Annotated in this window: 27 protein-coding genes; 5 read left to right on the top strand and 22 right to left on the bottom strand. The window is 52.2% G+C overall.

All coding sequences use genetic code 11. The annotated features are described in order from the left end of the window. The first annotated feature begins 114 nt into the window (after positions 1 to 114). Genes IPN28_08520 through IPN28_08510 form a run of 3 tightly spaced genes read left to right on the top strand, consistent with a single transcriptional unit; the run spans position 115 to position 2,313 of the window. Complete coding sequence (locus IPN28_08520; protein ID QQS56337.1) at positions 115 to 1,335, top strand: bifunctional 2-C-methyl-D-erythritol 4-phosphate cytidylyltransferase/2-C-methyl-D-erythritol 2,4-cyclodiphosphate synthase; 1,221 nt, start codon at positions 115 to 117, stop codon at positions 1,333 to 1,335. Then, the gene (locus IPN28_08515) at positions 1,332 to 1,820 is read left to right on the top strand and encodes a phosphatidylglycerophosphatase A (GenBank protein ID QQS56336.1); all 489 of its coding nucleotides are present in this window, start codon (positions 1,332 to 1,334) and stop codon (positions 1,818 to 1,820) included. Before IPN28_08520 ends, IPN28_08515 begins: the two co-directional genes overlap by 4 nt. Further along, complete coding sequence (locus tag IPN28_08510; protein ID QQS56335.1) at positions 1,810 to 2,313, top strand: CinA family protein; 504 nt, start codon at positions 1,810 to 1,812, stop codon at positions 2,311 to 2,313. The genes IPN28_08515 and IPN28_08510 overlap by 11 nt, the downstream gene beginning before the upstream one ends. Here IPN28_08510 and IPN28_08505 read toward each other — a convergent pair. The 21 genes from IPN28_08505 to IPN28_08405 form a co-directional block, all read right to left on the bottom strand. Further along, complete coding sequence (locus IPN28_08505; GenBank protein QQS56334.1) at positions 2,270 to 2,761, bottom strand: type II toxin-antitoxin system RatA family toxin; 492 nt, start codon at positions 2,759 to 2,761, stop codon at positions 2,270 to 2,272. The two genes, IPN28_08510 and IPN28_08505, sit on opposite strands and share 44 nt — an antisense overlap. A 14-nt stretch (positions 2,762 to 2,775) precedes the next feature. Then, on the bottom strand, positions 2,776 to 3,744 hold the full coding sequence (gene lipA, locus IPN28_08500) for a lipoyl synthase (GenBank protein QQS56333.1): 969 nt from the start codon (positions 3,742 to 3,744) through the stop codon (positions 2,776 to 2,778). Positions 3,745 to 3,774: 30 nt separating this feature from the next. After that, positions 3,775 to 4,314: a hypothetical protein gene (locus IPN28_08495; protein QQS56332.1), complete on the bottom strand. Its 540-nt coding sequence runs from the start codon at positions 4,312 to 4,314 to the stop codon at positions 3,775 to 3,777. 53 nt (positions 4,315 to 4,367) lie between these two features. Beyond that, positions 4,368 to 5,771: a dihydrolipoyl dehydrogenase gene (gene lpdA / locus IPN28_08490; protein ID QQS56331.1), complete on the bottom strand. Its 1,404-nt coding sequence runs from the start codon at positions 5,769 to 5,771 to the stop codon at positions 4,368 to 4,370. 20 nt (positions 5,772 to 5,791) lie between these two features. Beyond that, the gene (locus IPN28_08485; protein QQS56330.1) at positions 5,792 to 6,337 is read right to left on the bottom strand and encodes a molybdenum cofactor carrier protein; all 546 of its coding nucleotides are present in this window, start codon (positions 6,335 to 6,337) and stop codon (positions 5,792 to 5,794) included. A 29-nt stretch (positions 6,338 to 6,366) separates the two neighbouring features. Next, the gene (locus IPN28_08480) at positions 6,367 to 6,561 is read right to left on the bottom strand and encodes a hypothetical protein (GenBank protein ID QQS56329.1); all 195 of its coding nucleotides are present in this window, start codon (positions 6,559 to 6,561) and stop codon (positions 6,367 to 6,369) included. Between the two features lie 9 nt (positions 6,562 to 6,570). Next, positions 6,571 to 7,824 carry a pyruvate dehydrogenase complex dihydrolipoamide acetyltransferase gene (locus tag IPN28_08475; protein ID QQS56328.1) on the bottom strand — a complete coding sequence of 418 codons (1,254 nt, stop codon included), beginning with the start codon at positions 7,822 to 7,824 and terminating at the stop codon, positions 6,571 to 6,573. Further along, complete coding sequence (locus IPN28_08470; GenBank protein ID QQS56327.1) at positions 7,815 to 8,297, bottom strand: hypothetical protein; 483 nt, start codon at positions 8,295 to 8,297, stop codon at positions 7,815 to 7,817. The genes IPN28_08475 and IPN28_08470 overlap by 10 nt, the downstream gene beginning before the upstream one ends. A 30-nt stretch (positions 8,298 to 8,327) precedes the next feature. Further along, positions 8,328 to 9,746 (bottom strand): pyruvate dehydrogenase complex E1 component subunit beta, encoded by a 1,419-nt coding sequence (locus tag IPN28_08465; GenBank protein QQS56326.1) that lies wholly within the window; start codon positions 9,744 to 9,746, stop codon positions 8,328 to 8,330. Then, positions 9,746 to 10,015: a hypothetical protein gene (locus IPN28_08460; protein QQS56325.1), complete on the bottom strand. Its 270-nt coding sequence runs from the start codon at positions 10,013 to 10,015 to the stop codon at positions 9,746 to 9,748. The genes IPN28_08465 and IPN28_08460 overlap by 1 nt, the downstream gene beginning before the upstream one ends. A 2-nt stretch (positions 10,016 to 10,017) precedes the next feature. Further along, positions 10,018 to 10,434, bottom strand: coding sequence for a hypothetical protein (locus IPN28_08455; protein QQS56324.1), 417 nt, complete (start codon positions 10,432 to 10,434; stop codon positions 10,018 to 10,020). Positions 10,435 to 10,439: 5 nt separating this feature from the next. After that, entirely contained in the window at positions 10,440 to 11,381 is a 942-nt protein-coding gene (gene pdhA, locus IPN28_08450) for a pyruvate dehydrogenase (acetyl-transferring) E1 component subunit alpha (GenBank protein QQS58577.1), read from the bottom strand. Between the two features lie 234 nt (positions 11,382 to 11,615). Beyond that, entirely contained in the window at positions 11,616 to 11,927 is a 312-nt protein-coding gene (locus IPN28_08445) for a septum formation initiator family protein (protein ID QQS56323.1), read from the bottom strand. Between the two features lie 134 nt (positions 11,928 to 12,061). Continuing rightward, positions 12,062 to 12,685: a YqgE/AlgH family protein gene (locus IPN28_08440; GenBank protein ID QQS56322.1), complete on the bottom strand. Its 624-nt coding sequence runs from the start codon at positions 12,683 to 12,685 to the stop codon at positions 12,062 to 12,064. Positions 12,686 to 12,734: 49 nt separating this feature from the next. Further along, positions 12,735 to 14,012 carry a phosphopyruvate hydratase gene (eno, locus tag IPN28_08435; protein ID QQS56321.1) on the bottom strand — a complete coding sequence of 426 codons (1,278 nt, stop codon included), beginning with the start codon at positions 14,010 to 14,012 and terminating at the stop codon, positions 12,735 to 12,737. Positions 14,013 to 14,126: 114 nt separating this feature from the next. Next, a complete protein-coding gene (locus IPN28_08430) occupies positions 14,127 to 14,489 on the bottom strand; it encodes a hypothetical protein (GenBank protein ID QQS56320.1) in 363 nt (120 codons plus the stop codon). Positions 14,490 to 14,519: 30 nt separating this feature from the next. Next, the gene (gene kdsA / locus IPN28_08425; GenBank protein QQS56319.1) at positions 14,520 to 15,347 is read right to left on the bottom strand and encodes a 3-deoxy-8-phosphooctulonate synthase; all 828 of its coding nucleotides are present in this window, start codon (positions 15,345 to 15,347) and stop codon (positions 14,520 to 14,522) included. Next, on the bottom strand, positions 15,344 to 16,153 hold the full coding sequence (locus tag IPN28_08420; GenBank protein ID QQS56318.1) for a class I SAM-dependent methyltransferase: 810 nt from the start codon (positions 16,151 to 16,153) through the stop codon (positions 15,344 to 15,346). The genes kdsA and IPN28_08420 overlap by 4 nt, the downstream gene beginning before the upstream one ends. A gap of 6 nt (positions 16,154 to 16,159) precedes the next feature. After that, complete coding sequence (locus IPN28_08415) at positions 16,160 to 17,788, bottom strand: CTP synthase (GenBank protein QQS56317.1); 1,629 nt, start codon at positions 17,786 to 17,788, stop codon at positions 16,160 to 16,162. A 1-nt stretch (position 17,789) separates the two neighbouring features. Further along, positions 17,790 to 18,416, bottom strand: coding sequence for a preprotein translocase subunit SecG (secG, locus tag IPN28_08410; GenBank protein ID QQS58576.1), 627 nt, complete (start codon positions 18,414 to 18,416; stop codon positions 17,790 to 17,792). 83 nt (positions 18,417 to 18,499) lie between these two features. Beyond that, complete coding sequence (locus IPN28_08405; protein ID QQS56316.1) at positions 18,500 to 19,267, bottom strand: triose-phosphate isomerase; 768 nt, start codon at positions 19,265 to 19,267, stop codon at positions 18,500 to 18,502. A gap of 206 nt (positions 19,268 to 19,473) precedes the next feature. Between IPN28_08405 and IPN28_08400 the strand changes: the two genes are divergently transcribed. Together IPN28_08400 and trpE are read left to right on the top strand one after the other, a co-directional pair. Beyond that, positions 19,474 to 21,360 carry a peptidyl-prolyl cis-trans isomerase gene (locus tag IPN28_08400; protein ID QQS56315.1) on the top strand — a complete coding sequence of 629 codons (1,887 nt, stop codon included), beginning with the start codon at positions 19,474 to 19,476 and terminating at the stop codon, positions 21,358 to 21,360. 17 nt (positions 21,361 to 21,377) lie between these two features. Then, complete coding sequence (trpE, locus tag IPN28_08395; protein ID QQS58575.1) at positions 21,378 to 22,877, top strand: anthranilate synthase component I; 1,500 nt, start codon at positions 21,378 to 21,380, stop codon at positions 22,875 to 22,877. On the opposite strand, the gene IPN28_08390 is transcribed toward trpE, so the two are convergent. Further along, the gene (locus IPN28_08390) at positions 22,867 to 24,345 is read right to left on the bottom strand and encodes a divergent polysaccharide deacetylase family protein (GenBank protein QQS56314.1); all 1,479 of its coding nucleotides are present in this window, start codon (positions 24,343 to 24,345) and stop codon (positions 22,867 to 22,869) included. The genes trpE and IPN28_08390 overlap by 11 nt on opposite strands. Positions 24,346 to 24,347 lie beyond the last annotated feature (2 nt).

Raw genomic sequence — 24,347 nt, 5'->3', positions numbered from 1 at the left:
TCGTCTGGCTGCATAGTTTCTTGTGTCAAAGCGGTTCTGGTGTATGCTAGCTGTGTTATGCCCCTCTTGGGTGTTGCATTTTTACAACAATTTTGAGGCCAAGACAACACACTTATGCAACGGTTTGAGAGTTTCCACGTGATTGTTGTCGCTGCCGGCAAGGGGATCCGGTTTGGCAGCGCCTTGCCCAAGCAATATGCCCTTTTGGCGGGGAAACCTGTTTTACGTCACACGCTTGAAGTTTTTCTTGCGCTTCCTGGACTGTTATCCTTGACCGTGGTCATCGATCCCGACCATCAAGAATATTATGAAAAGACCATTGAAGGGCTTGATCTGCCGCCTGCGGTTTACGGTGGGGCGGATCGAAAATCTAGTGTTTATAAGGGCTTACTCAATTTGCCTGATTCCTCTGTAGACGACTTGGTTTTGATACATGATGCGGCGCGGCCTTTGGTCACGGCGGATATGGTCTACGCCCTTGTTCAAGCGATGCAAGGTGCGGAGGCCGCCACGCTTGCCCTTCAGGTTGCGGATACGGTTTTATATTCTCAGGGTACCGCCGACGACCCTACCTGCGGAACTCCCGCTAACCGTGAACACTTATGGAGCTTGCAGACGCCGCAGGCCTTTCGTATAGGTGTGATCAAAAAGGCACACGAACGCGCTTCTCCTGAGGTTTTCGCTACAGATGACACGGCCCTTGTCTCTGCCCTCGGTCTTCCCGTAAAACTGGTTGAGGGGTCGCGGCGGAATTTTAAGATCACTACCCCGGATGATTTGAGTATGGCGCAACAGATTCTCAATACACAGGAAGCGGCAGAAGTCAGGACCGGGTTCGGGTACGATGTTCATCGTTTTGCAGATGCCGATGTCAGCCCAAAAAGCATACGGCTGTGCGGGGTCGATATTCCTTTTGACCGGAAGCTTGAGGGTCATTCGGATGCGGATGTGGGGCTTCATGCTCTTACGGATGCCCTTCTGGGCGCGATTGGAGAGGCCGATATAGGGACGCATTTCCCTCCGTCCGATCCAAAATGGAAGGGGGCGGACAGCGCCGTTTTTCTTGAATACGCCCACCGTTTGCTTCTGGAAAAGGGCGGACACCTTCTTAATGCCGATCTGACTTTGATTTGCGAATCGCCCAAGATCGGCCCCCACCGAGAATCAATCGTAGCCCGTATTGCCGACATCCTCGGGGTCTTGCCGAGCCGGATTAATGTTAAGGCCACGACGACCGAAAAACTTGGCTTTACCGGGCGCAAGGAAGGTATTGCCGCGCAAGCCGTGGTCAGCGTTAGTCTCCCCTCCCCTCCTCACTCATCAGGACGCCCATGAACGTTCGCTATCAAGTGCCCGAAAATCTGGACCGAAAAGCCTCTTACGTCTGGCTGTCTTCCTGGGGGGGCTGCGGATTTTTGTCTCCCGCTCCGGGTACTTGGGGCAGTCTTGGCGGGCTTTTGACCGGAATGATTATTGCCGCCCTGTTCAGCGGTCTGGGTTTATTGCTCGCTGTTTTTATCGTCGGCGCACTTGGTTTTCAGGCGGCGGAGAAGTTCGACCATGCGATGGAGACACACGATTCAAAAATGATCGTTGTGGACGAGGTCGTGGGGCAGTGGATTGCGATGATTCCGGCACTGGGTAGCCTGCCCCTCCTCCTTCTTTCGTTTGTGCTTTTTAGAGTGTTCGACATCCTTAAGCCCTGGCCGGTTTCGCATTTTGAAAAAAATGTGCCGGGAGCCGCAGGGGTAATGGGTGACGATCTTGTTGCGGGACTTATCGCTGCAGTTTGCATTATTCTGGTGCGCTATGTTTTCTGATCCGTTTTTATTGCAGCAAGTCGCTGAACTTTCCGAGTTGCTTCTGGCACAGAGAAAAAAGCTGGTTACGGCGGAATCCTGCACAGGTGGCCTGATCGCCGCGCTGATGACAGAACGCGCTGGATCATCAAAGATTTTCGAGCGCGGATTTGTAACTTACTCCAACGCCGCGAAGCAAACCTTGCTGAACGTGCCGCTTACGATACTGGAGACCCAGGGGGCTGTGAGCGCTGAATGCGCCGAGGCGATGGCGAGGGGTGCGCTTGTGAATAGCCGGGGGGATATCGCGGTTTCTGTTACCGGTATCGCCGGACCAGGTGGAGAGACTCCGCTAAAGCCTATCGGGCTTGTTTATATCGGGCTGGCCACAGACACCCAATCAAAGGCCTATGAATTCCGATTCAGCGGAAGCCGTAGCGATATCCGTTCGGCCAGTTGCCATGAGGCGTTCAGGCTTTTGATTGAGGCGCTGAGTCCCGTTCAACTGGCGTAACTCTCAATAAGCCGTTTTCACCATAGACCTGCTTTGCCCTTTGCTCGAAGGCGGAAACCATTCTTCGGATCAATTCATTGAAAAAGACACCCATGAGGTTCTGAAGGATGATGTTTTTGAATTCAAAATCGACGTAAAAGTCGATTGTACAGGAGCCGTCCTGTTCGCGGAGGAATTGCCAGTGGTTTTTTAGATATTTCATCGGGCCTGAGAGATACTCAACATCTATGCGGTGGGGTTCATTCAAAGTGACCTTTGAGCCAAACTTTTCACGGATCCTTTTGTATCCTATGACAAGATCGGCATAAAAGACATTATCTTCGCGGCGTTTAATGATGCTGCTTTGGCACCACGGCAGAAAATCCTGATATTTATCGACCTCGGCAACGAGGGTGAAGAGTTGCTCGGGCGTGTAAGGAAGATTGCGTTTTTCGACGTGTTTGGTCATACCCGTTTTACGGATTATTCTGCCGCTTTTGAGCCAGAGAGTTTTGTTTCTCTTGCCGTCTTAAGCTTCAGGAAGTCGTCGCCCGCGTGATGAGATGAGCGTGTGAGGGGGGAGGCTGAAACCATCAGAAACCCCTTGGCCTTGGCCATGCGTGTGAGTTGCTCGAATTCCTCAGGGGTCCAGAAGCGATCAAGGGGTGCGTGTTTGGGCGTTGGCTGGAGATACTGGCCGATCGTAATAAAATCAATGTCGGCGGCGCGCATATCGTCCATGACCTGCGCGACTTCCTCCTTCGTTTCGCCCAAACCGACCATCAGGCCGGATTTGGTAAACTGCGAAGGATCAAGTTCCTTGACCCTCTGGAGGAGGCGCAAAGAACGGAAGTAGCGGGCACCCGGGCGGATGGTCGGGTAAAGTCTGGGAACGGTTTCAAGGTTATGGTTGAAGACGTCCGGTTTGGCGCGGATGACGTGGTCGAGAGAGTCCATGCAGCCGCGAAAATCACCGGGAAGGATTTCAACGGTCGTCTCCGGACTTTTCATGCGGATCGCCATAATGGTCTTGGCGAAATGATCCGCGCCGCTATCTTCCAGATCATCCCTGTCCACGGACGTAATCACCACATGGCTGAGGCTCATCTGCTTGACGGCAACGCCCACGCGCAAAGGTTCGAGCTTGTCGAGTGCCTCCGGCTTGCCTGTTGCCACGTTGCAGAAGGCGCAGGCGCGGGTGCAGATTTCCCCCATAATCATAAACGTCGCGTGCTTTTTCTGCCAGCACTCGCCGATATTGGGGCATCCCGCCTCTTCACAAACGGTCGTCAGCTTATTCTGACGGACGATATCGAGGGTTTCCTTGTAGAGCTTGCCCTGCGGCGCGGGAACGCGGATCCATTCCGGCTTACGGCCAGTCGGACGGTCAGGGTTTTTCTGCTTTTCCGGATGGCGCTTGGCCTTATCCAACAATTCAGGATTGTACGTCATATTTTCTATAATCCTTTTGTGCCGATACTCTTATTCCAAAAATACAGGCTTGGCAATAATGATGTCCTGAACACAGTTGCTTTCCAAAACCTTGAGAATGGTCTCGTTTATTTCCACCTGTTCGGTGCATAAAGAATATGTCTTTACCCTTATTTCAGCCTTGCGGCCTGTTTTTGGTTCCTCGCTGGCGTAGGCGGTGCTCATCCAGACGTGGTATTTGACCTCGGCGGTCGTTCCGGTCTCAGACACGCTCAAGCTTTCCATCTTGTATTTGGTTTGCGTGTTATAGGCCTTAACGTAGTTTTCCTCTATTTTTTTTATAATCTGCTCGTAGTTGTATTTTTCGAAAACCGGATCAACAAGCTCATTGACGTGGTTTTCAATAGAAAATTTTGCGTTTTCAGAGATGTGTTCGCGGGCGTAAGTCAATAGTTTCTCAATATCCGGTTTTTCGAAAGTGTAAAGGTCGGCCATTTTGTCCAGATAATCGAGCACCAACTTTTCCGTCAGGGTTTTCGCTTCAGCCGTTGAAGGCTGCTGACCCCATGAAGTCGCAGGTACCAACGTCAAAATTAAGAGGCTGTATACCAGCTTTAACAGATGTTTTCTCCTTGTAGGTGTCATCAAAAATGGATCGCCTTTCCAAATGCGTTGAGGACGCTTTCGTGCATCATTTCCGAGAGCGTCGGGTGCGGGAAGATGGTGTGCATCAATTCCGCTTCTGTGGTTTCCAAGGTTTTGGCGATTCCGTACCCTTGTATCATTTCAGTGACTTCTGCGCCGATCATATGGGCGCCGAGCAGTTCGCCTGTTTTTTCATCAAAGATGGTTTTGACCAACCCTTCCGGCTCACCCAGCGCAATCGCTTTGCCATTGCCCATGAAGGGGAAGCGGCCAACCTTGAGCTTGTAACCTTTTTCTTTTGCGGCCTTCTCGGTAAGGCCGACGGAAGCGATTTGAGGGGTGCAATAGGTGCATCCGGGGATGTTGGATTTGATCAGCGGGTGAACATCCTTTACCCCTGCAATCTTTTCGACGCAGATGACGCCTTCGTGACTGGCTTTGTGCGCCAGCCAGGGCGGACCCGTTACGTCGCCGATGGCGTAGACTCCCGGTTCGTCGGTGGACAGCCATTCGTTGGTGACGATGTGTCCCCGATCTACTTTTACCTTGGTTTTTTCAAGGCCGATATTTTCGGTGTTTCCGACGACACCCACCGCCATGATGACATTATCGACGGTGATTTCCTGCTTGCCTTTTGATGTCTCGACTGTGGCTTTTACATTTGTTTTTGATTTTTCGAGTTTTGTGACCTTAGCTCCGGTCAGGATTTTCATGCCCTGCTTTTCGAAGGCCTTGTGGGCGAAGGCAGAAATCTCTTCGTCTTCAACCGGAAGGATGCGGTCCAGAACCTCAACGACTGTCACTTCGGCCCCCATGAAGCGGTAGAAGCTGGCGAACTCTATCCCTATGGCGCCGGAGCCAACAACCAATAAGGATTTCGGCATTTTCTCGGGAACCATGGCTTCCTTGTAGGTCCAGACGAGTTTCCCGTCCGGCTCTAAACCGGGCAGAACACGCGCTCTGGCTCCTGTGGCGATGATAATGTGTTTGGCTGAACGCTCGTCGATTTTTTTACCGTCCTTCTCAACGACAACTTTCCCCTGCCCCGCCAGTTTTCCCCAGCCGTCAATGACAGTTACCTTGTTCTTCTTAAGAAGATGCTGAACGCCCTTGGAAAGCTGTCCGGCGACTCCACGGGAGCGGGCGACGACTTTCTTTATATCAAACGCTATATCCTTGGCGGTGAAGCCAAACTGATCGAGATTGTGCAGCAAATGATGAATTTCGCTGCTCCGCAGGAGCGCCTTGGTCGGGATACAGCCCCAGTTCAGGCAAATGCCGCCCAGATGCTGCCCTTCAACAAGGGTGACCTTCATGCCGAGTTGCGCGGCGCGTATAGCGGCGACATACCCGCCTGGCCCGCCGCCTATGACGATCAAATCTGAATTTTTATCCGTACTCATTATTATTTTCCTTTAAAAAATTATTCATCCAGATGAAGCTTGGCGACTGCCTTTTCAAGAAACTCCCTGACCTCGTCTATGTCCTGCGTTCTTATGGGCTGGCTGGGGAATTTACTAAAGGATTCCTCCGGTCCAAAGAGGATCAGCGGCTTTTTAAACTGTATAGCCAGAGAGACTTCATTCTGAGTGCCGTGGGCACCCGGAAGAGCGATGATGGCGTGGCTGGTCATGACGTTCACATAGTTGCGGCTGAAGGGCGTTTTGTCGTTCTGTGCCTTGATATCAAGAGGCGTCAGAATCGGAATTTCGATATAGGGGTTTGGATATTGTTCCCGGGGGACAAATTCTCCGCTGTACTGAACTGTCGGCACGACGCCGATGCTTAAGCCCGCCCTATCCTGCTGTTCGCAGAAGGATTTGGAGACAGCCGTCATCACACCGGCTCCTGCTCCGGTCAAAAGGTGATAATCGTGCTGTGCGATCATACGGCCGAGCGGCTGTGCGTATTCCTCCCATGTTTCATCATGAGAGCCCATCACACCGATGATCGGCCTTTTATCGAGCATTCTATTCCCTTTTCCGTGTTGCGGGGGTTTCAGCAGTTGCCCTTTTTCGCCTGTCCGGGCGGACAGAAATCGCCCTTGCCGTCGTTGTCGATCTCGACTTCGACGCCGTGGCCCTTAACTTTTACATCGGTATCGTTGGTATTGACTGTGGTTTTACACGCTGTCAGCGAGAGGCCCATCAGGAGAACAGCCATAAGGGACAGCGATTTTTTCATGAGGATCATCCTTTTCAGTTACAAAAGCATACTGACGGGGTTTTCGACGAATTTTTTGAAGACCTGCAGGTATTCTGCCCCGGTTGCGCCATCAACCGAACGGTGATCCACGGAGAGGGTGCAACTCATCATCGTGCGGATTTCGATCTTGCCCTTTTCGACGATTGGGCGCTGTTCGCCTGCGCCAATGGCAAGTATGCAGGCCTGCGGCGGGTTGATGATGGCGCCGAATTCGCGGACACCGAACATACCCAGATTCGAGATGGTGAAGGAGCCGCCCTGAAACTCTTCGGGTTTGAGCTTTCCGTCGCGGGCGCGTTTGGCGAGGTCTTTGACCTCTTCGGAAATTTGCTTCAGCCCCTTGTCTTCTGCGTTTCTTACGATGGGTGTTATCAGGCCATTCGGTGTGGCTACAGCTACGGATATATCCGCTTTTAGATATTGATGAACGGCATCTTCATTCCACGAGACATTCGCGGGCGGGTATGCCTTAAGAGCCATAGCCGCAGCCTTCACGAGGAAATCATTCACGGAGAGCTTGAAGGCTCCGTCGGCCTGATCGTTGATCGCCTGCCTTGCGGCCATGAGCGCATCGAGTTGGCAGTCTATGGTCAGGTAAAAATGCGGGACCGTCTGTTTGGATTCGCTGAGGCGTTTGGCGGTAATCTTTTTGATATTGTTGTTGGGAATACGGCGGAAAGCCATGCCGTAGGCGTTGATTTCATATTCGCCTTCGATTGCGGGCGCGGCTTTCGCGGGAGCAGCTTTGGGCGCTGATTTCGCCTTTTCGATATCGGATTTGACGATTCTGCCATGTGGGCCACTGCCTTTTACGGATTTGAGATCAATCCCCTGCTCTCCAGCCAATCGTCGCGCCAGAGGGCTGGCAGAGAGGCGTTGTGTGCCCGCGGAAGATACAGGCGCGGTCGCCGCCTGAGCGGGTACCGTCTGTTGGGGTTGCTGGACCTGAGGTTTTGGTGCAGCCGGGGCTGCCGCTGGAGTGGGCGCAGAAATTGCGGAGGCGCTTTCGCCTTCCTCCAGCAGAACAGCAATGACCGCATTGACGGGAACGTGTTCCGTTCCCGCCTTGATTACGATTTTGCCGAGAACGCCCTCATCGACGGCTTCAACCTCCATCGTCGCCTTGTCGGTTTCGATTTCGGCGATGATATCTCCGGCTTTGATTGTGTCTCCTTCGGCCTTGAGCCAGCGCGAGAGGGTTCCTTCGGTCATGGTCGGCGAAAGCGCCGGCATCGTTACATTTATTGGCATTGACGGTACGCGTTGAGGTTAAAGTTGACGTTGTAGCCCTTTTCGCCCGCCTTCTCCATCAGGGCTGTTCCCTTGGCCGAGTCTTCGACGATAAAGGAGACGTTGCCGTTGAGTTGAACGACAGGCGTGGCAGGCGCAGGCGCGGCTCCGCAGCCACCGTAGTTATAGTTGTTGTTATATACACTGTAATTCAGGTTCTGGATTTCCAGTTTTTCTATACCAAGATCGGCGGCCAGAGCGCGAAGTTCGGTAATTTTCTCATCCATATAGGTTTTGGCCGTCTTCGGATCGACATTGACGTTGTTGAAGTTGACGCCGAATTGAACGGTCTCCACAAGCTTGCAGTTTTGGCCTGCCGGTGCGGGGACGACCATATCCGTTGTTTTTAGAACCGCGCTTGCCTCTTCGGCGTGTGCGGATACGGGAAAAGCCATGACGGCCAGAGATAAGATAAACAGGCGTGTGTGTTTCATTTGAGTCCTCTCCTCTTGAGTGATGGAGGTTTATCTATAGCATACTTTTTTCGCCGCATGGACGATCTCGTCGATTTGTGGCAGGGCCAGCGCCTCAAGATTAGCGGCGTATGGCAGGGGCACGTCCGCCGCGCAGACACGGGTGACGGGTGCATCGAGGAAGTCGAAGGCGTGTTCCCCGCAGAGCGCGGCGATTTCGGAGCCGATTCCGGCATAAGGCCAGCCCTCCTCCACGCAGACGATCCGATTGGTTTTCTTGACGCTTTCGAGGATCGTGTGACGATCGAGCGGGCGGATGGTGCGGAGGTTTATGACTTCCGCGTCGATTCCTTCGGCAGCGAGTTTTTTTGCGGCTTCCAACGCTTTTCCGACCATAATCGAGAAAGCGACAATCGTTACGTCCTTGCCTGCACGTTCAATCTTGGCACGGCCCAGAGGAATGACAAAATCCTCCGAGACCGGAACTTCGTGGCTCTGGCCGTAGAGAATTTCGTTTTCCAGGAAGACGACTGGGTTAGGGTCGCGGATGGCGGCTTTCAGCAGGCCTTTTGCATCGGCGCCGGACCACGGGGCAACGACCTTGAGGCCGGGAATGTGAGCGTACCAGCTGGCGAAACATTGCGAGTGTTGTGCGCCTACTCTTGCTGCCGCGCCGTTCGGACCGCGGAAGACGATGGGGCAGCCGAGCTTGCCGCCCGCCATGTAAAGCGTTTTGGCAGCGGAGTTGATGATATGGTCCATCGCCTGCATCCCGAAGTTCCAGGTCATGAACTCGACGATCGGGCGCAGGCCGTTCATAGCCGCGCCGACAGCGAGTCCCGCGAAGCCGTGTTCAGTGATCGGCGTGTCGATGACGCGCTTGGCGCCGAATTCGTCCAGAAGTCCCTGAGACACCTTGTAAGCGCCCTGATATTCAGCGACTTCTTCGCCCATCAGGTAGACGGTGGCGTCGCGGCGCATTTCCTCGGCCATCGCGTCGCGCAAGGCTTCGCGGACGGTTTGGGTTTTCTTGTCCGCAAAAGCCGCTTCGTCGAAGGGCGGTGGTTCAAGAATTGCGCCCTGCGCGTAGAGAATGTCGCGGTTGGCGATATCGGCACCTGCAGGTTGGTCGGCGGTTGAGGAGAATGAGGCTGCGGGGACGGCCGCTGAAGATGCCGCTTTTGCTGCGGGTGCAGCGGCTGAAAGATTTATGGAGTCCTTGCTCTCTCCCTCCTCCAACAACACCGCGATCGGCGTGTTGACGCTGACGCCCTGCGTTCCGGCTTCGATGAGGATTTTGCCAAGAATGCCCTCGTCCACGGCCTCGACTTCCATCGTCGCCTTGTCGGTTTCGATTTCGGCGATGACTTCGCCGGCTTCGACCTTATCACCCTCGGCCTTAAGCCAGCGGGCCAGATTGCCTTCGGTCATGGTCGGGGAGAGAGCGGGCATAAGAATTTGAATGGGCATTATGCAACCTCTTCAACGCTAATTTTACTAATTAATTCTTTCATAGGTTTGTGTGTACAAGGCCTACCTGGGGCAATGCACTCAATAAGCTTTGAAATTTGAGCCCCAGTTTGCAATATTTGTGGCCAGAGCGCTTTAAGATGCCCCTCGTGAAGCTGTTTATGTCCAAAATCTATAGCCATTAACCCTTTTTTATTCTGATACACAGAGTATCCTTGCTCAGAAGCTAGGCTATATAATTTCGAAATAAACTCCTCTTGCGATAACATAGCTAGCACCCTTTTTCTTGGGGCTTTGTTACCCACTTCTCTATCTTTTTTCCTATGTCATCCCAAGATTTTAGAGAATTCAATACTGTTACTTGCGTTTTGTTATTATCAATCCTCTGTATTATCGCTGTTGCGTAATAGGAATTTCCAAAATTCACCATTCTCCAGCTCACTTCGGCTTCACCTAAATCAGAATATAAATCTGCATCAATAATGTTTTGGGCTTGAGGAGAGAATAAGTATCCAGTTTCCCAACACTCTCTTCCTCTTTCAGCGATGTGTCTATAAACCTCTTGGTAGTTTTTTGTAACTTCAAACTTATATTTTTGCGCTGCTGTGCTTTTTAACTTCTCTTTTGAAGCAGCAGCACATGCGGTCAGCATAAGAAGCGTGAGAAAATAAAGCCCTGCTCTTTTCACCTATTTTAAGCCTCCACCAGCACGTCGGTCCAGAGTTCGGAAACATCGGGTTCCGGCGAGGTTTGAGCGAAACTCGCCGCCTCGTTCACAATGTCCTTGATCTGTTTTTCGATGATCTTGAATTCGTCCTCGGTGATATTTTCCCGGATCATTTTTTCCTTTAAATGCGTGATCGGGTCACGGTTTTCCTTGACACTTTCGACCTCCTCCTTCGTGCGGTACTTGGCCGGGTCCGACATGGAATGGCCACGATAGCGGTAGGTCATCATTTCAAGGATATAAGGCCCGTTGCCGGAGCGGATGTAATCGAGTGCCTGTTTCGCGGCCTTCTGGACTGTGAAGACGTCCATACCGTCCACCTGCTCGCCGGGAATTCCGTAGCCCGAGCCGCGGCGGTAAAGCTGCCCTGCGGAGGAGCGCGAGACGCTGGTGCCCATGCCGTACTGGTTGTTTTCAATCACATAGAGAACCGGAAGCTTCCAGAGAGCGGCCATATTATAGCATTCCGCCGTCTGACCCTGGTTTGAGGCGCCGTCGCCCATGTAAGCCACAGCCACGCCGCCGTCTTCCTTGTATTTGTGCGCGAAACCTAGGCCTGTCCCAACAGACGTGCTGGCGCCGACGATGCCGTGGCCGCCGAAGAAGTTTTTCTCGATGCTGAACATATGCATGGAGCCGCCCTTGCCGCGGGAATAGCCCGTGACGCGCCCTGTCAATTCAGCCATGATGCCCTTCGGGTCCATGCCGCAGGCGAGCATATGCGCGTGGTCGCGGTAAGAGGTGACGACGGTATCCTGCGGTTTTTGCTGCGACTGGATGCCCGTGACCACAGCTTCCTGCCCTATATAAAGATGGCAGAAGCCGCCGATCAGGCCCATGCCGTAAAGCTGGCCGGCCTTTTCCTCGAAGCGGCGGATGAGCAGCATATCGTAATAGAGTTTTTTCATTTCCTCGGCCGACGGTTCGGCTGAGGCGGCGGACACAGACTTAAGAGAAGCCTTGTTTTTTGATTTTGATGACACAGACGCACAACCCTCGTGATAAAGGCATCAGACTGCCGACGAAAAACCTGATCTTTTGCTACACCATTTCCGGCGTGATGACTAGCGAAAACGCGCAGTTTGTGCGGTGCAACAGGCTGCAATGCAATGAAAAAATCAAAAAAAAGACGGTTTTAGAATTTAATTTCGTAGCAGCTGGTATTCATCGGCGTATTTGTAGCCGAGAACGACACGAGCGCGCTCCTCGAGCAGGTCGCGGCTCAGCGATCCGGGACGCATCATCCGAACTTTGGATTCCAGCATCTCCCGGTCGCTTCGCACCTCAAACAGCTCCTGTTCCCGCTGAGCTATTTCGCTTTGCAGCGCCTGCAGCTGCGTATATCCGCGGGCGCCGTAAAAGATGTGATAGGTGAAATAGACCGTCAGAAACATCCCTACGATAAGCAGAGCGTTTTTTTTCAGTAACTGGCGGTGGCGGGACAAAGTCTTCATAACGTCATGGAATCACATATGACGCCTGTGGACAAGTCAAAAAATGCTTATGAGTCAGCTACTTATTGTGAACATAAGAAGAACGATCAGCGCTAAGTGATTCTTTTGACTCGCAAATTATCCACAGAAAAAAATTAGATGCCCTTCTGTTTTTCGGGGCTTTTTTCGAGAACTTTTTTCATGGCCTCGCGCCATATATCTTCGGGCGCCATCATTTGCGTGAGCATATCTTCCTGAAAGTCTATAATTCCCCAACCTGCCCTGATAATTTCGCGTTCAAGCTGCGCCGAACCCCATCCAGAAAAACCGAGATAGATTCTGAATTTTTTCTTCTTCTCGCCGTCTTGAAGAGTTTTTTTCCATTCCTCGGGGTATTTACGGATGTAATCGGGCAAGGATATCATTCTCCAGCGGGCTCTTCCTGCTTCGCCTTCCGTTACCAAGACAAACTGGCCCCTCGGGTACGTGACCGGGCCGCCTATGTACCAGTCGAAGCCGCTCGGGATGTTTGCAAGCTTCTGGCGTTCTTGTTCCGGTAACGGCTTGTTGAGAATCAGTCCCTGTGCGCCCCAGCCATTATGAGCAGCAATATACACGACCGTCTGAGCGAAATTGGGGTCGCGGTCAACTTTTCCAAGCGCCACTATGAGTTTGTTATCATAACGCGTATATAAACTCATCAGGCTCGGGAAGGCGATGAGCAGAGCGGCGCCTAGGAGGTACCAACGTGCGGCGTGCGGTGTGAGTTTTAAGGGCATGGGGGATTATAATCCCCCGTTTGCCTGTTTTGAAGATAAAAGACTGTTATTAATCGCGAAAGAAGCGTGCGCCGTAATAGGACGCCGAAATACCCAACTGCTCCTCTATCCTCAGCAACTGGTTATATTTCGCCATGCGGTCGGAGCGGGAGAGTGAGCCGGTCTTGATCTGGCCCGCGTTTGTCGCGACAGCCAGATCGGCAATCGTGGAGTCTTCCGTTTCGCCGGAGCGGTGGGACAGTACTATTCCGAATCCTGCCTTTTTCGCCATTTCGATGGTTTCCAGCGTTTCGGTCAAGGTTCCGATCTGGTTGACTTTGACCAGAACGGCGTTTCCGGCTTTCTGGTCGATGCCCTGCTTCAGGCGCTTGGCGTTGGTGACGTAAAGGTCATCGCCGACGAGCTGTACTTTATCACCAATGGCGGCGGTCAGCGCTTGCCAGCCCTTCCAGTCGTCTTCGCCCATGCCGTCCTCAATCGAGACGATGGGGTATTTCTTGCAGAGATCAACATAGTATTTGACCATTTCATCGGAGGTCAGAATTTTCCCTTCGCCTTCCAGATGGTACTTGCCCTTTTTGTAAAACTCCGTCGAGGCGGCATCGAGCGCGATGACGATGTCCTTTTTAGGCTTGTATCCGGCGCTTTCTATGGATTTCATGATGAAATCCAGAGCTTCCTTAGAGGATTTGACAGCCGGGGCGAAGCCGCCCTCGTCGCCGACGTTGGTGTTCAAGCCGGCTTTAGAGAGTTCCTTTTTTAAGGCATGGAAGATTTCCGCCCCTGCCCGCAAACCTTCGGCGAAGGACGGTGCGGAGACGGGCATGATCATGAATTCCTGAATATCGACCGGGTTGTCGGCGTGGGCGCCGCCATTGATGATGTTCATCATCGGGGTCGGCAGGATATGCGCGTAAGCCCCGCCGATATAGCGGTAAAGGGGGAGGCCCAATTCCCGCGCCATCGCCCGTGCGACGGCCAGAGAGACGCCGAGGATGGCGTTAGCGCCCAGGCGGGATTTGTTTTCCGTGCCATCACGCTCGATCATGCGCCTGTCGATGTAAATTTGCTCCTTGGCGTCAATACCAATTAATTCCTCAATGATCTCGGTATTTACGGCTTCGACGGCCTTCAGGACGCCCTTGCCGCCGTAGATGTTCTTCTTCCCGTCCCGGAGTTCAACGGCCTCGTAAGCCCCTGTCGAGGCGCCGGAAGGTACAGCGGCCCGTCCGGTTGCGCCGCTTTCGAGATGCACGTCTACCTCTACGGTTGGATTACCGCGGCTATCAAGGATCTGGCGGGCGTGAATATCGATAATGGCGCTCATAATCTGTATCCTTTTTTGTGTTCAGGTCGCCGGATATCTCCGGCAATTATTCGGAGACAGGTTTTACCTAAAATCCTGAAAAGTGAAAGGAAAATTTTTGAGGAAACCGAGGATTTAGGCCTCGGTATCGACTTCCTGGCCACGCAGGGAGGGCGCAACCTGACTTTCCGGCAAGGAGGCCCGAAGCGCAAGAATGGCGGCCTGATTGCCCTCAACGGTGCCGTCAGAACCGCCGGTCAGGGAAAAAAGCTTATTTACGTCCGTGGCGCGAGATGAAATGAACTCGCTATTGAGTGCGCGGGCGCTGCCGGATAGTCCGAGACCTGAAATTCCATTGAGTTGGCGACCCGTGTCCAGAAGGCTGATGGCCGAGGCGCCGCCGGAAGACCCGAAGAGGTTGGGTGCATCAAAGGTTGCAACACCCTTCAGCTGGGCAACCGCCTGTGCTCTGTATTGGGATGCTCCTGCTATCGCCATATCCTAAACGTCCTGTTTAACCTTTCCATTCTATAACGATTTTGCAATAATATCAAGTTTTAACAAAGTCTTAAGGATTTCAGGCAAAACGCTGAGCTTGACCATGTTCGGGCCGTCGGAGGGCGCCTTGTCCGGATCCTGATGGGTTTCCATGAAAACTCCCGCCACGCCTACCGCAATCGCGGCCCGCGCCAAAACGGGTACCATTTCGCGGTCGCCCCCGGAGGCCGTCCCCTGCCCGCCCGGCTGCTGAACGGAATGGGTGGCATCGTAGATCACCGGGTAACCCGTCTTGGCCATGATGGGGATCGAGCGCATATCGGAGACTAGCGTATTGTATCCGAAGCTGGCGCCCCGTTCGCACAGAAGAATGTTTTCATTGCCGCTTTGTGAGACTTTGGCCGCGACATTGGTCATATCCCAAGGGGCCAGAAACTGGCCCTTTTTGATGTTGATCGCCTTTCCGGTTTTTGCAGCAGCAATCAGAAGGTCGGTCTGGCGGCAGAGGAAGGCGGGAATTTGCAAAACATCCACCACGTCACCTACATCCTTGCACTGGGTCGGCTGGTGAACGTCGGTCAGCACGGGGACGCCGAACGTCTTGCGTACATCGGAGAGAACCTCCAGACCTTTATCCATCCCTAAGCCTCGTATCCCGAACAGAGAGGTCCGGTTGGCCTTGTCGAAGGAAGTTTTGTAAATCAAAGGGATGCCCAGTTGCTGGGTCAGCTGTTTGAGGGCACCGCACATTTCGAAGGCATGATCCCTGCTTTCGAGGGCGCACGGTCCGGCGATCAGCACAAAAGGCTTGCTGTTGGCGATTTCTATCGTTCCGACTTTTACGGTTTTTTCTGTCATTTGACTGCCGAATACATCACCACGGATACCGGTAAGGCATACATTCTTTCGCCGCCGGACGCCACTAGATTGTTTTGAATATGCGCGATGATCTTTTCCAGAGTCTGCGGCGTTTGTGCCCGCAAGGTGCCGCCGATGCGTGCGCCTCCGTCATAAAAATGGCGCACGTAGGATTCGGCGCTGGCGATCGGCCATTCGCAGGTTAGAACCTGCCTATCCCATGTTTTGAAACCGCTTTGCCTGAAGGCTTTGAACGCATTGTCCTCAATGGCGTAGAAGAAAAAAGGCGGACCTTCGGGCGCTTGCAACTTATTTTCAGCGTGGGCCTTCAACGCTTTAAAAATCAGATTCATGGCCGGGGAATTTTCCGGTGTGTTCCAGAGGGTAAAAACATAGCGGCCTTGATTTTTTAGAACACGGTGAGCTTCGGCTATCGCTTTTTCAGGTTGCGAGAAGTGCATCATGCCGAAATTGCAGGAGACCGCATCAAAGGCGTTTTCAGCAAAAGGTAAATTTTCCGCATCGGCGACCTGAAATGCTTGGTCGGGGAAAGTGGCCTGCGCCAAATCAATCATCGCACTGGAAAAATCCATGCCCGTGACTTTTATCCCCTGCCCCAAGCTTGATCTCGTGATGTATCCGGGACCGCAGGCGACATCCAGCAGGGTTTGTCCGGTGCTTAATTTCAGTGTTTGCAGAATAGCGGGAACCGTCTGTGCCGTAACCTCTCCCAACCCTTCGTCGTAGGGCTTTGAGGTTTTGTCCCAGAATTGATGCTCAAACTCCCGGAATGACAGGGGCTGCATATAGTTTCAGACCATGCGGCTTTGCTTGACCGCTGCTTCGATGAAAGACACGAAGAGCGGGTGCGGATCGAAGGGCTTGGACTTCAGTTCAGGGTGGTATTGGACACCGATAAACCACGGGTGATCCTTGATCTCGACGATCTCCGGCAGGTTACCGTCCGGAGAGAGACCGGAAAAAATCAAACCGGCGTTTTCAAGGGCTTCGCGGTAGTTGATGTTGACCTCATAGCGGTGCCGGTGGCGTTCCCTGATTTCCTTTTTCCCGTAGGCTTTGCTCACCTTTGATCCCTTGGTCAGGAGCGCCGGGTAAGAGCCGAGGCGCATGGTACCGCCGAGATCGGTTTGCGCGGTGCGCTTTTCTTTCGTATTGCCCTTGATCCATTCGGTCATCAGGCCGATGACGGGATCCTTGCAGGGGCCGAATTCGGTTGAGTTGGCGCCCTTCAGACCGCAAAGACTCCGGGCCACTTCGATGACGGCCATCTGCATTCCGAAACAGATTCCGAAATATGGGATTTTCTTGTCGCGGGCATAACCGGCGGCTCGAATTTTTCCTTCTGCGCCCCTTTCTCCGAAACCACCGGGGACAAGGATACCGTGAACACCGCGGAGGTAGTCTTCAGGGTCTTCGGCCTCAAAAATCTGTGATTCGATGAATTTGAGGTTTACCTTGACCTTGTTGCCAATACCGCCGTGGGTCAGAGCCTCGTTCAAGGATTTATAACTGTCGGCAAGGTTCGTGTATTTGCCGACGATGGCTATCGTGACCTCACCTTCCGGCGCCTTGATGTTATGGACGATATTCCGCCAGATCGAGAGGTCGAGGTTGGGGATATCCTTGATGCCGAAACTCTCCATCACCTGCTGGTCCAACCCTTCGCGATGGTAGGTCAGAGGCACCTCGTAGATCGAGCCGACGTCGATGGCAGGGATGACTTTCTTGCGGTCTATGTTGCAGAAGAGTGCGATCTTAGCCCGCTCTTCCTCATCGATCGGACGGTCGGCACGGCAGAGAAGTATGTCCGGCCTGATCCCCGCGCTCATAAGCTCCTTGACAGAATGCTGGGTGGGCTTGGTTTTCAACTCGCCCGCAGCAGGGATATAAGGCAAAAGCGTGACGTGGATAAACAGGGCGCGCTGATGCCCTACTTCGTTGCCGAATTGCCGGATGGCCTCAAGAAACGGGAGGCTTTCAATATCTCCGACCGTGCCGCCGATTTCGCACAAAACGAATTCGGCCGTGCCTTCCTTTTCGCGGATGAAGTCCTTGATTTCATTGGTGATGTGGGGAATGACCTGTATCGTTGCGCCGAGGTAGTCGCCCTTGCGCTCCTTTTGCAGGACGCTGGTATAGATGCGGCCTGTGGTGGTGTTGTCGGTTCCCTTGGCCGGGACGCCCGTGAAGCGTTCGTAGTGGCCGAGATCGAGATCGGTTTCAGCGCCATCATCGGTGACGTAGACTTCGCCGTGCTGGAAGGGGCTCATCGTGCCGGGATCAACGTTCAGGTAGGGATCAAGCTTACACAAGCGGACCCGGTAGCCCCGCGCCTGCAACAACGCGCCCAGAGCGGCGGAGGCGAGGCCTTTTCCCAAGGAGGATACCACGCCGCCGGTGATAAAAATATAACGGGTCATGTCAGTCTTTTTTTGGTTCCGTCTTGTCCGCGGGTTTCACGGGCGAGTCTTTGGCCTTGGTCTCTTCGGGGTTTTGTTTTACGGAAGCCTCCGGCGTTGCTTTTTCTTCAGGCTTTACTTTTTCGGGGCTTTCTTTTAATGAAACTGCGTCTTGCGGCGCTTTCTCTTCTTTTAAAGGTTCAGACGTTTTTTCAGGGGTCTGTGCATCCTTGCTGCCTTCGCCGCCCGCCACGGGTGCAGATGGCCCGTCTTCTGTGCCTCCTTCAGGATTTTCTGCTTCCTGCAATTTCTCAGGAGGAGAGAACTCGATTTGCGGGCCGGTCTGGACAGGCGCTTCCGCTTCGGCTTTCTTAAGCGTCTCCGCATCGACCTGCTCCAGAATTCCGCGGCTGACCGTGCTTTGCCTTGCGGCCAATATTCCGAGAGACAGGGAAGTGATAAAGAAACCGAGCGCAAAAATCGCGGTCATGCGGGTCAAGGCGTTTGCTGTTCCCTTGGCCGAGGCGAAGTTACCGATTCCCCCGCTATTACCGATCCCCAATCCTCCACCCTCCGAACGCTGAAGCAGGACCAAGCCTATGATTGCCAAGGCCAGAATCAGGTGAATGACCAGAACAACGGACTGTATGGATTGGATTGATTCTAAACTGTCCATGATCTTCTTTCTTTATAACAGCTACTTAGGCAGATTTTTCCACCTCTTATTTTGTCTTACTTTTTCAATACGGCCCTACCAATAGCAAGAAACAGATCGGCCTTCAAGCTGGCACCGCCGATAAGCCCCCCATCCACATTCGGTGTCGCCAGAAGTTCTCCGGCGTTTTCGGGTTTCATAGAGCCACCGTATAGAATTCTTACATTCTGCCCTTGAAGGACAGGGCCACCGAGATTTTTTCTTATAAAACCGTGCATTTGCGCGACATCTTCGGTTTTAGCCGTTTTGCCTGTTCCGATGGCCCAGATCGGCTCGTAGGCGATGACCGTATTCATGGCGTTGGCTGATTCCGGAAGGCTTTGTTTAAGCTGCTGTCCTACAACCTCTTGTTCCCTGCCCTGCTCTCTTTCCTCTTCGGTTTCTCCGATGCAGATAATCGCAGCCAAACCTGCCTTGTGTGCAGCGCGGGCTTTAGCTTTTACAGTTTCATCGGTCTCGCCGTGATCTTTCCGGCGTTCGGAATGGCCTACGATTACATAAGTGCAGCCGTAATCCGCAAGCATGGACGCTTGAATCTCCCCGGTGTAGGCGCCTTCGGATTCATGCGCCGAGCAATCCTGCGCCCCCAGCGCCATCTTCATTTCGGAGGCTTTGATAACCTGATTCAGCGGCGGGAGATGAACATAAGGTGGGCAGATCAGAAAATCGCAATTTTTTGTCAATGCCAGCTCGTTGTCCAAACCCTTTAATATGTCCAGAGCCAAAGCCGCGGCCTTTTGCGCCCCGAGGTTCATTTTCCAGTTTCCTGCGATCAGCTTCTTCATCAATTCTTTCCTTTACGACTTAGTTAGCGGCCCTCTGAGAATAAATCAACAACCATTCCGTGCCCTCTTGCCCGCAGGCTTGCGCCTCCTTATAGTGCGTGATTGCTGGAAATAGTGTCGGTTTATTACTTAGAGCGGAGCGTTTTTCTATGGTTATGAGGGTTTTACGCGAGGGAGCGTTCGGCGGTTTTCTGAAGTACGTCATTATGAGCTTGCTGGCCCTTTCAGTTCTCGGGCTGGTCTTCATGGATGTACAGGGCGTTCTGCGCGGTGGCGTGGGTGGGACGGATGTTGCGCGGGTAGGGAATCAAACCATTGGCCTGAGGGCGTTTGACCATCTGGCCCGGATGAGTCTTTCCCGATATCAAATGTCTCCTCGGGAGTCATATGCAAAGGACCCTAGTGTGCTTATGGACATTCTTCATGGGGAGGTACGTTCTAATCAGGTACTTCTTGAATCTGAAGTTTTCGGATTAAGCATCAATGACAAAAAGCTTCAACAAGAGCTTATCGCGAGAATTAAGCCCTCTCAGCAAGATGGAGAGTCATTGCAGCAAACTCTTGACCGCGTTTTGCGATCACAGGGGCTAAGCGAAGGCGATTTTATAGAAAGTTATAACCGTGAAGTTGTCGGAGATGTCGTGATCGAAGCCGTTCAATCGGGTTTTGAATACTCTTCCAAAGATTTGGCGGGCGATTTATTTAGACTACAGAACCATACTAGGGAGATTTCTCTGATTAACTTTCTGCAATCAGATATTCAAGACGTAAAAATTCCCGACGATGGTGAGCTACTCAAAATTTATGAAGATACGAAAGCTGCACAATATAAGATTGATGAGAGAAGGGTTGTTCAAGTTGCGTTTATAGATGGGGCAAAATTAGAGGAAACACTTGATATCAACGAGCAGTCTGTCCAAAAATATTATGATGAAAATATTGAGCAGTTTTTTGTTTCGGAACAGCGACTTCTTGAGCAGGCTATCGTTCCTAATGAAGATGCAGCAAAAAAAATTCTTAGTCTTGTCCTAAACCAAAAGCTAGAACTCTCTGAAGCCAAGAAGAAGATTTCTCCTCAAGAAGGCACCTATGTCCCTTCTGCGCCGTTTACTGATGATATGCTTATTGCTGATTTAAAGGACGGTGTCTTTAAGGCAAAGGCTGGTGATACTGTCGGTCCCTTTCATACCTTGATTGGTTATCATGTTATTACGATTAAGGACGTTGTTAAGCCGCACACTAAAACATTCGAAGATGCCAAGACTGAGATTCAGGAAGAACTGGAAAAGACAGAATTAGCGGATCGTTTGGTGGAGGTATCGGAAAGTCTTGAAGATATTCTGGCGAAGGGAACCAGTTTTGAAGAGGCGGCAAAAACTGTTCCGTTAATAGTCACTGTTTTTCGCCCCTTTACTGCTTTGGGGTTTGACATTGAAGGTAAGGATGTCTTCGATGGAATAGATAAGATCGACACAGCCGACAAGGACATTATTCTTCAAGAAGCCAAGCTGCTGCAAGAGGGAGAAACTTCTCGTGTTTTTGAGTTGCCCAGCGGTCGATTTGCAGCATTGCATCTGTTGGAAATTATTCCAGAGAGCTTTAAACCATTTGAAGATGTTAAAAACGATTTGATCGATCAACACAGAGAAGATCAAAGACGGACAAAAAACTCTCAAAGAGTTACTTCGGCGCGAAAGGCCATAGGTGAGGGAACGAAAAATTTTGTCGATATTGCTAAGGAGTACAAGAAGGAGGCTCAAAATATTGCATCCGTTAAATTATACGGTCCTATAGATAGTCCTCTTCTTGATGAACACAGAGCAGCGTTATTCCAGGCCAAAATTGGCGATGTTTTTAGCTTAACTTATAAGGGAGGCATTCTTCTGGTTCTTGTAAGGGGAGCAAGCATCCCTGATTTTTCTGAGCTTGATTCTGAGCAGATTGAAAAAATTCAGGGGCAAGTTTCTGATGAGTTAAAGAGCGAAGTTTTTTCGCATTATGTATATTCCATTGGCCGACGTCACCCTGCTTTCATCAATGAAAGCTTGTTGAGCAGCTTTTACGGTGCTTCATCTCTTGTAAAAAATCCGTGATTTTCATGCCTGAATTGATGACTGCGAAATCAAATAAACAGTTTCTTTCATCTTTTTCCTCAAACTTACCGCAAGTCCTAAGTTTTTCGTTTTCTTCCGACCTCGAAACCCCTGTCTCAGCCTATCTGAAGCTTTGCGGGGAAAGCTCTTATTCCTTTCTTTTCGAATCCGTTGAGGGGGGAGAGAAGCTCGGGCGTTATTCGATTATCGGCATGGAGCCGGATTTATTCTGGCGGTGTTCGCGGGGACAGGTTGAAATTAGGACGGACGGCGGCTGGGTGAAGAGCGATATTGCGCCTCTGGATTCCCTGCGTGAGACGATTGCCGCCAGTGTTATTCCCGAGTTCCCTGCAGAACTGCCGCCGATGTGCTCTTTCGGACTGTTCGGGTATGTAGGCTATGACATGATCCGTCTGGTTGAAAAAATTCCCGACGATAATCCCGATGAACTCAATATACCTGAGAGCTTGCTGATCCGGCCTACGGTTCTGGCGATCTTCGATAATGTGAAGCATAAAATCTGCCTCGTGACGTCCGTATTCGAGCACGCAGGTAATTCCAAGCGTGGTGCTGAAAAAGTTTACCACGAGGCTCGTTCCCGGCTGCAGCGGGTTCATGAGAAACTTATTCAGCCTCTGGACAAAAAACTGCTTATGCATCGTTCGGTCCTGGATACACCCTTGCCCGTCCATTCGAATTTCGAAGCGGAGGATTATCGGTCCGCCGTTCGCCAAGCGATCGAATATATCAACGCCGGGGAAGTCTTTCAGGTCGTGCCCTCGCAGCGTTTTACCGCCCCGTTCGATCTTCCTGCGTTCGAGCTTTACAGGAGCCTGCGGAGCCTTAACCCTTCGCCCTTTCTTTTTCATTTGCAATTGGAAGACTTTGTGCTTGTTGGGTCGAGCCCGGAAATACTCGTCCGTGTGCGGGATGACACCGTGACCATCCGCCCTATCGCCGGGACGCGCAAGCGTGGGGAAACTCCACAAGAAGATAAAGCTCTGGCGGAGGATCTACTGGCCGATCCGAAGGAGCGGGCTGAGCACCTGATGCTTCTTGATCTTGGGCGCAACGATGTGGGCCGAGTAGCCGAGGTCGGATCCGTGAAAGTTACCGAGCAATTTGTGGTTGAGCTTTATTCCCATGTGATGCATATCGTTTCCAACGTCGAGGGCAAGCTGCGGAGCGACCTTGATATTGTGGATGCGCTTTTTGCCGGATTTCCGGCAGGCACGGTGAGCGGCGCACCCAAAATCCGTGCGATGGAAATCATCGACGCGTTGGAGCCTACACGGCGCGGGTTTTATGCCGGAGGTGTTGGATACTTCTCAGGGAAGACCCTTGATACCTGCATTGCCTTGCGGACGGCGCTTGTTAAAGATGGCAAGGTTTATGTTCAGGCCGGGGGCGGCGTGGTGGCGGACAGCGATCCGGAATCCGAAAATCAGGAATGTCACAACAAGGCACGGGCGATTATCCGCGCTGCCGAGTTGGCGATTGAGAAATTCAAGGGATAACGATCGATCCGTCTTCCTTGACGACAAAGGCGGACGGGCTTTCCGGCGCCGGTGCGGGAGGCACAGGCCCGGTTACGGGTAGAGGCTCATCCTTTGTTGCATTCGGCTTTTTCACGGCGCTCTCCACCTGCGTTTGCGGGGTATGCGCGACCAGAATGGTTGGAGAACTGTAATGAACGACCACGCTGGCCGGACGGAGTGTTAGCCCCTTGTCGTTTAAGGTCGGCAACCATTCTTTCAATGCCTGTATCGTGACTTCGTGCGGATGACCTATGGCTATGGCATAGCCCTTCTGTTTGGCCGTAATCTCCACTTTTCTTAGGGCGCTCCTGACAAAGGATAGGGAAATTTCGTGGTCGAGAAAAATATCGCGTTCGGCAAATTTCAATCCTGTTTCACTGGCAACCTGTGCGGCTATGGAAGACCCGATTGTCTTGGAGTCGATGAAATACAGCCCCCTCCTCCGCAGCTCTTCCATGACGATTTTCATGGCCTTGCGGTTTGTCGTCAGCTTGCTGCCCATATGGTTGTTTACACCGACGAAACCTTCGAAGCGCTCGAGATTATATTGCAGAAGGTTTTTGAATTTTTCCTCGCTTTGATCGCCCCTCAGAAGCGTTGGACCTCCATCAACATTCGCATTTTGGGGTTGCATGGGCATATGGACCATGAGTTCGTGGCCCCGCCTTTTGGCGTAGGCGGTGCGGGCTGGAAGGCCTTCCGCATAGGGCAAATAGGCCAGCGTCAGCGGACCGGGCAGATTTTCGACCTCGCGGCTATGAGCGCTGAGGCCCATATCGTCGATGATGATAACGACCGTGCCGCTTTTTATAGAAGTTTTTGTTTTTTGAGGGGGCACGGCTGCAGGCAAGGCACTCAATTCCTTAGTCTGTGGGGCGGCGGCAAGCTTTAAAGGTACAGTTTTTTGCTTTGACGTTATTTCCTCTGGTTCAGGCGTTTTTGCCTGTTTCTCTGGTTCTGGCTGGACCATATCCGGCGGTGCACTTTCCCTGATATCCTCGTCAACGAAAGGCTGAAGTTCGGTCTTGAAATAAGGGTCCGGTGGATGGGTTTCCTGCTGTGTCTCTATTTCTGTTGCTGGCTCTCCGGCGGCCGGGGCGATTTCGTCTGGCGCCAGAGACGGGGTGTTGTAATAAAATTCCTCGTAGGGCAAGGCGGCGACGGTATCGCTTTGCCCCGATTTCTGCGGTTCAAGGTTTACCTGCTTTATAAATTGATCTTGTGGCGACGCTGCGGCTGGAGCCAAAATGCCTTGATCCAGATACTTGCTATGCTGATCCTTGATTCTGGCGATTTCTTCTTTCGATATTTCCTTGCGGGGCTTTGGCGGCCAGATGACGCTTTTGCCGTCCAGCACGAAGAGATCGACCAAGAGCATCAGGCAGGCGCCGATGAGAATAATCGCCAGCGTTTTGGAGGGGTCGGCCTTGGGTTTCACATATCTCATGG

The sequence above is a fragment of the Alphaproteobacteria bacterium genome, from assembly GCA_016699735.1.
GTDB lineage: Bacteria > Pseudomonadota > Alphaproteobacteria > Micavibrionales > Micavibrionaceae > JAGNKE01.
This window is presented reverse-complemented; position numbering and strand designations above follow the sequence as displayed.

Bases quoted from the DNA above. Each gene is read 5' to 3' on its own strand.
- IPN28_08520 (QQS56337.1), top strand. From the start codon at position 115: ATGCAACGGTTTGAGAGTTTCCACGTGATTGTTGTCGCTGCCGGCAAG.
- IPN28_08515 (QQS56336.1), top strand. From the start codon at position 1,332: ATGAACGTTCGCTATCAAGTGCCCGAAAATCTGGACCGAAAAGCCTCT.
- IPN28_08510 (QQS56335.1), top strand. From the start codon at position 1,810: ATGTTTTCTGATCCGTTTTTATTGCAGCAAGTCGCTGAACTTTCCGAG.
- IPN28_08505 (QQS56334.1), bottom strand. From the start codon at position 2,761: ATGACCAAACACGTCGAAAAACGCAATCTTCCTTACACGCCCGAGCAA.
- lipA (QQS56333.1), bottom strand. From the start codon at position 3,744: ATGACGTACAATCCTGAATTGTTGGATAAGGCCAAGCGCCATCCGGAA.
- lpdA (QQS56331.1), bottom strand. From the start codon at position 5,771: ATGAGTACGGATAAAAATTCAGATTTGATCGTCATAGGCGGCGGGCCA.
- IPN28_08485 (QQS56330.1), bottom strand. From the start codon at position 6,337: ATGCTCGATAAAAGGCCGATCATCGGTGTGATGGGCTCTCATGATGAA.
- IPN28_08480 (QQS56329.1), bottom strand. From the start codon at position 6,561: ATGATCCTCATGAAAAAATCGCTGTCCCTTATGGCTGTTCTCCTGATG.
- IPN28_08475 (QQS56328.1), bottom strand. From the start codon at position 7,824: ATGCCAATAAATGTAACGATGCCGGCGCTTTCGCCGACCATGACCGAA.
- IPN28_08470 (QQS56327.1), bottom strand. From the start codon at position 8,297: ATGAAACACACACGCCTGTTTATCTTATCTCTGGCCGTCATGGCTTTT.
- IPN28_08465 (QQS56326.1), bottom strand. From the start codon at position 9,746: ATGCCCATTCAAATTCTTATGCCCGCTCTCTCCCCGACCATGACCGAA.
- IPN28_08460 (QQS56325.1), bottom strand. From the start codon at position 10,015: ATGTTATCGCAAGAGGAGTTTATTTCGAAATTATATAGCCTAGCTTCT.
- pdhA (QQS58577.1), bottom strand. From the start codon at position 11,381: ATGAAAAAACTCTATTACGATATGCTGCTCATCCGCCGCTTCGAGGAA.
- IPN28_08445 (QQS56323.1), bottom strand. From the start codon at position 11,927: ATGAAGACTTTGTCCCGCCACCGCCAGTTACTGAAAAAAAACGCTCTG.
- IPN28_08440 (QQS56322.1), bottom strand. From the start codon at position 12,685: ATGCCCTTAAAACTCACACCGCACGCCGCACGTTGGTACCTCCTAGGC.
- eno (QQS56321.1), bottom strand. From the start codon at position 14,012: ATGAGCGCCATTATCGATATTCACGCCCGCCAGATCCTTGATAGCCGC.
- IPN28_08430 (QQS56320.1), bottom strand. From the start codon at position 14,489: ATGGCGATAGCAGGAGCATCCCAATACAGAGCACAGGCGGTTGCCCAG.
- kdsA (QQS56319.1), bottom strand. From the start codon at position 15,347: ATGACAGAAAAAACCGTAAAAGTCGGAACGATAGAAATCGCCAACAGC.
- IPN28_08420 (QQS56318.1), bottom strand. From the start codon at position 16,153: ATGCAGCCCCTGTCATTCCGGGAGTTTGAGCATCAATTCTGGGACAAA.
- IPN28_08415 (QQS56317.1), bottom strand. From the start codon at position 17,788: ATGACCCGTTATATTTTTATCACCGGCGGCGTGGTATCCTCCTTGGGA.
- IPN28_08405 (QQS56316.1), bottom strand. From the start codon at position 19,267: ATGAAGAAGCTGATCGCAGGAAACTGGAAAATGAACCTCGGGGCGCAA.
- IPN28_08400 (QQS56315.1), top strand. From the start codon at position 19,474: ATGAGCTTGCTGGCCCTTTCAGTTCTCGGGCTGGTCTTCATGGATGTA.
- trpE (QQS58575.1), top strand. From the start codon at position 21,378: ATGACTGCGAAATCAAATAAACAGTTTCTTTCATCTTTTTCCTCAAAC.
- IPN28_08390 (QQS56314.1), bottom strand. From the start codon at position 24,345: ATGAGATATGTGAAACCCAAGGCCGACCCCTCCAAAACGCTGGCGATT.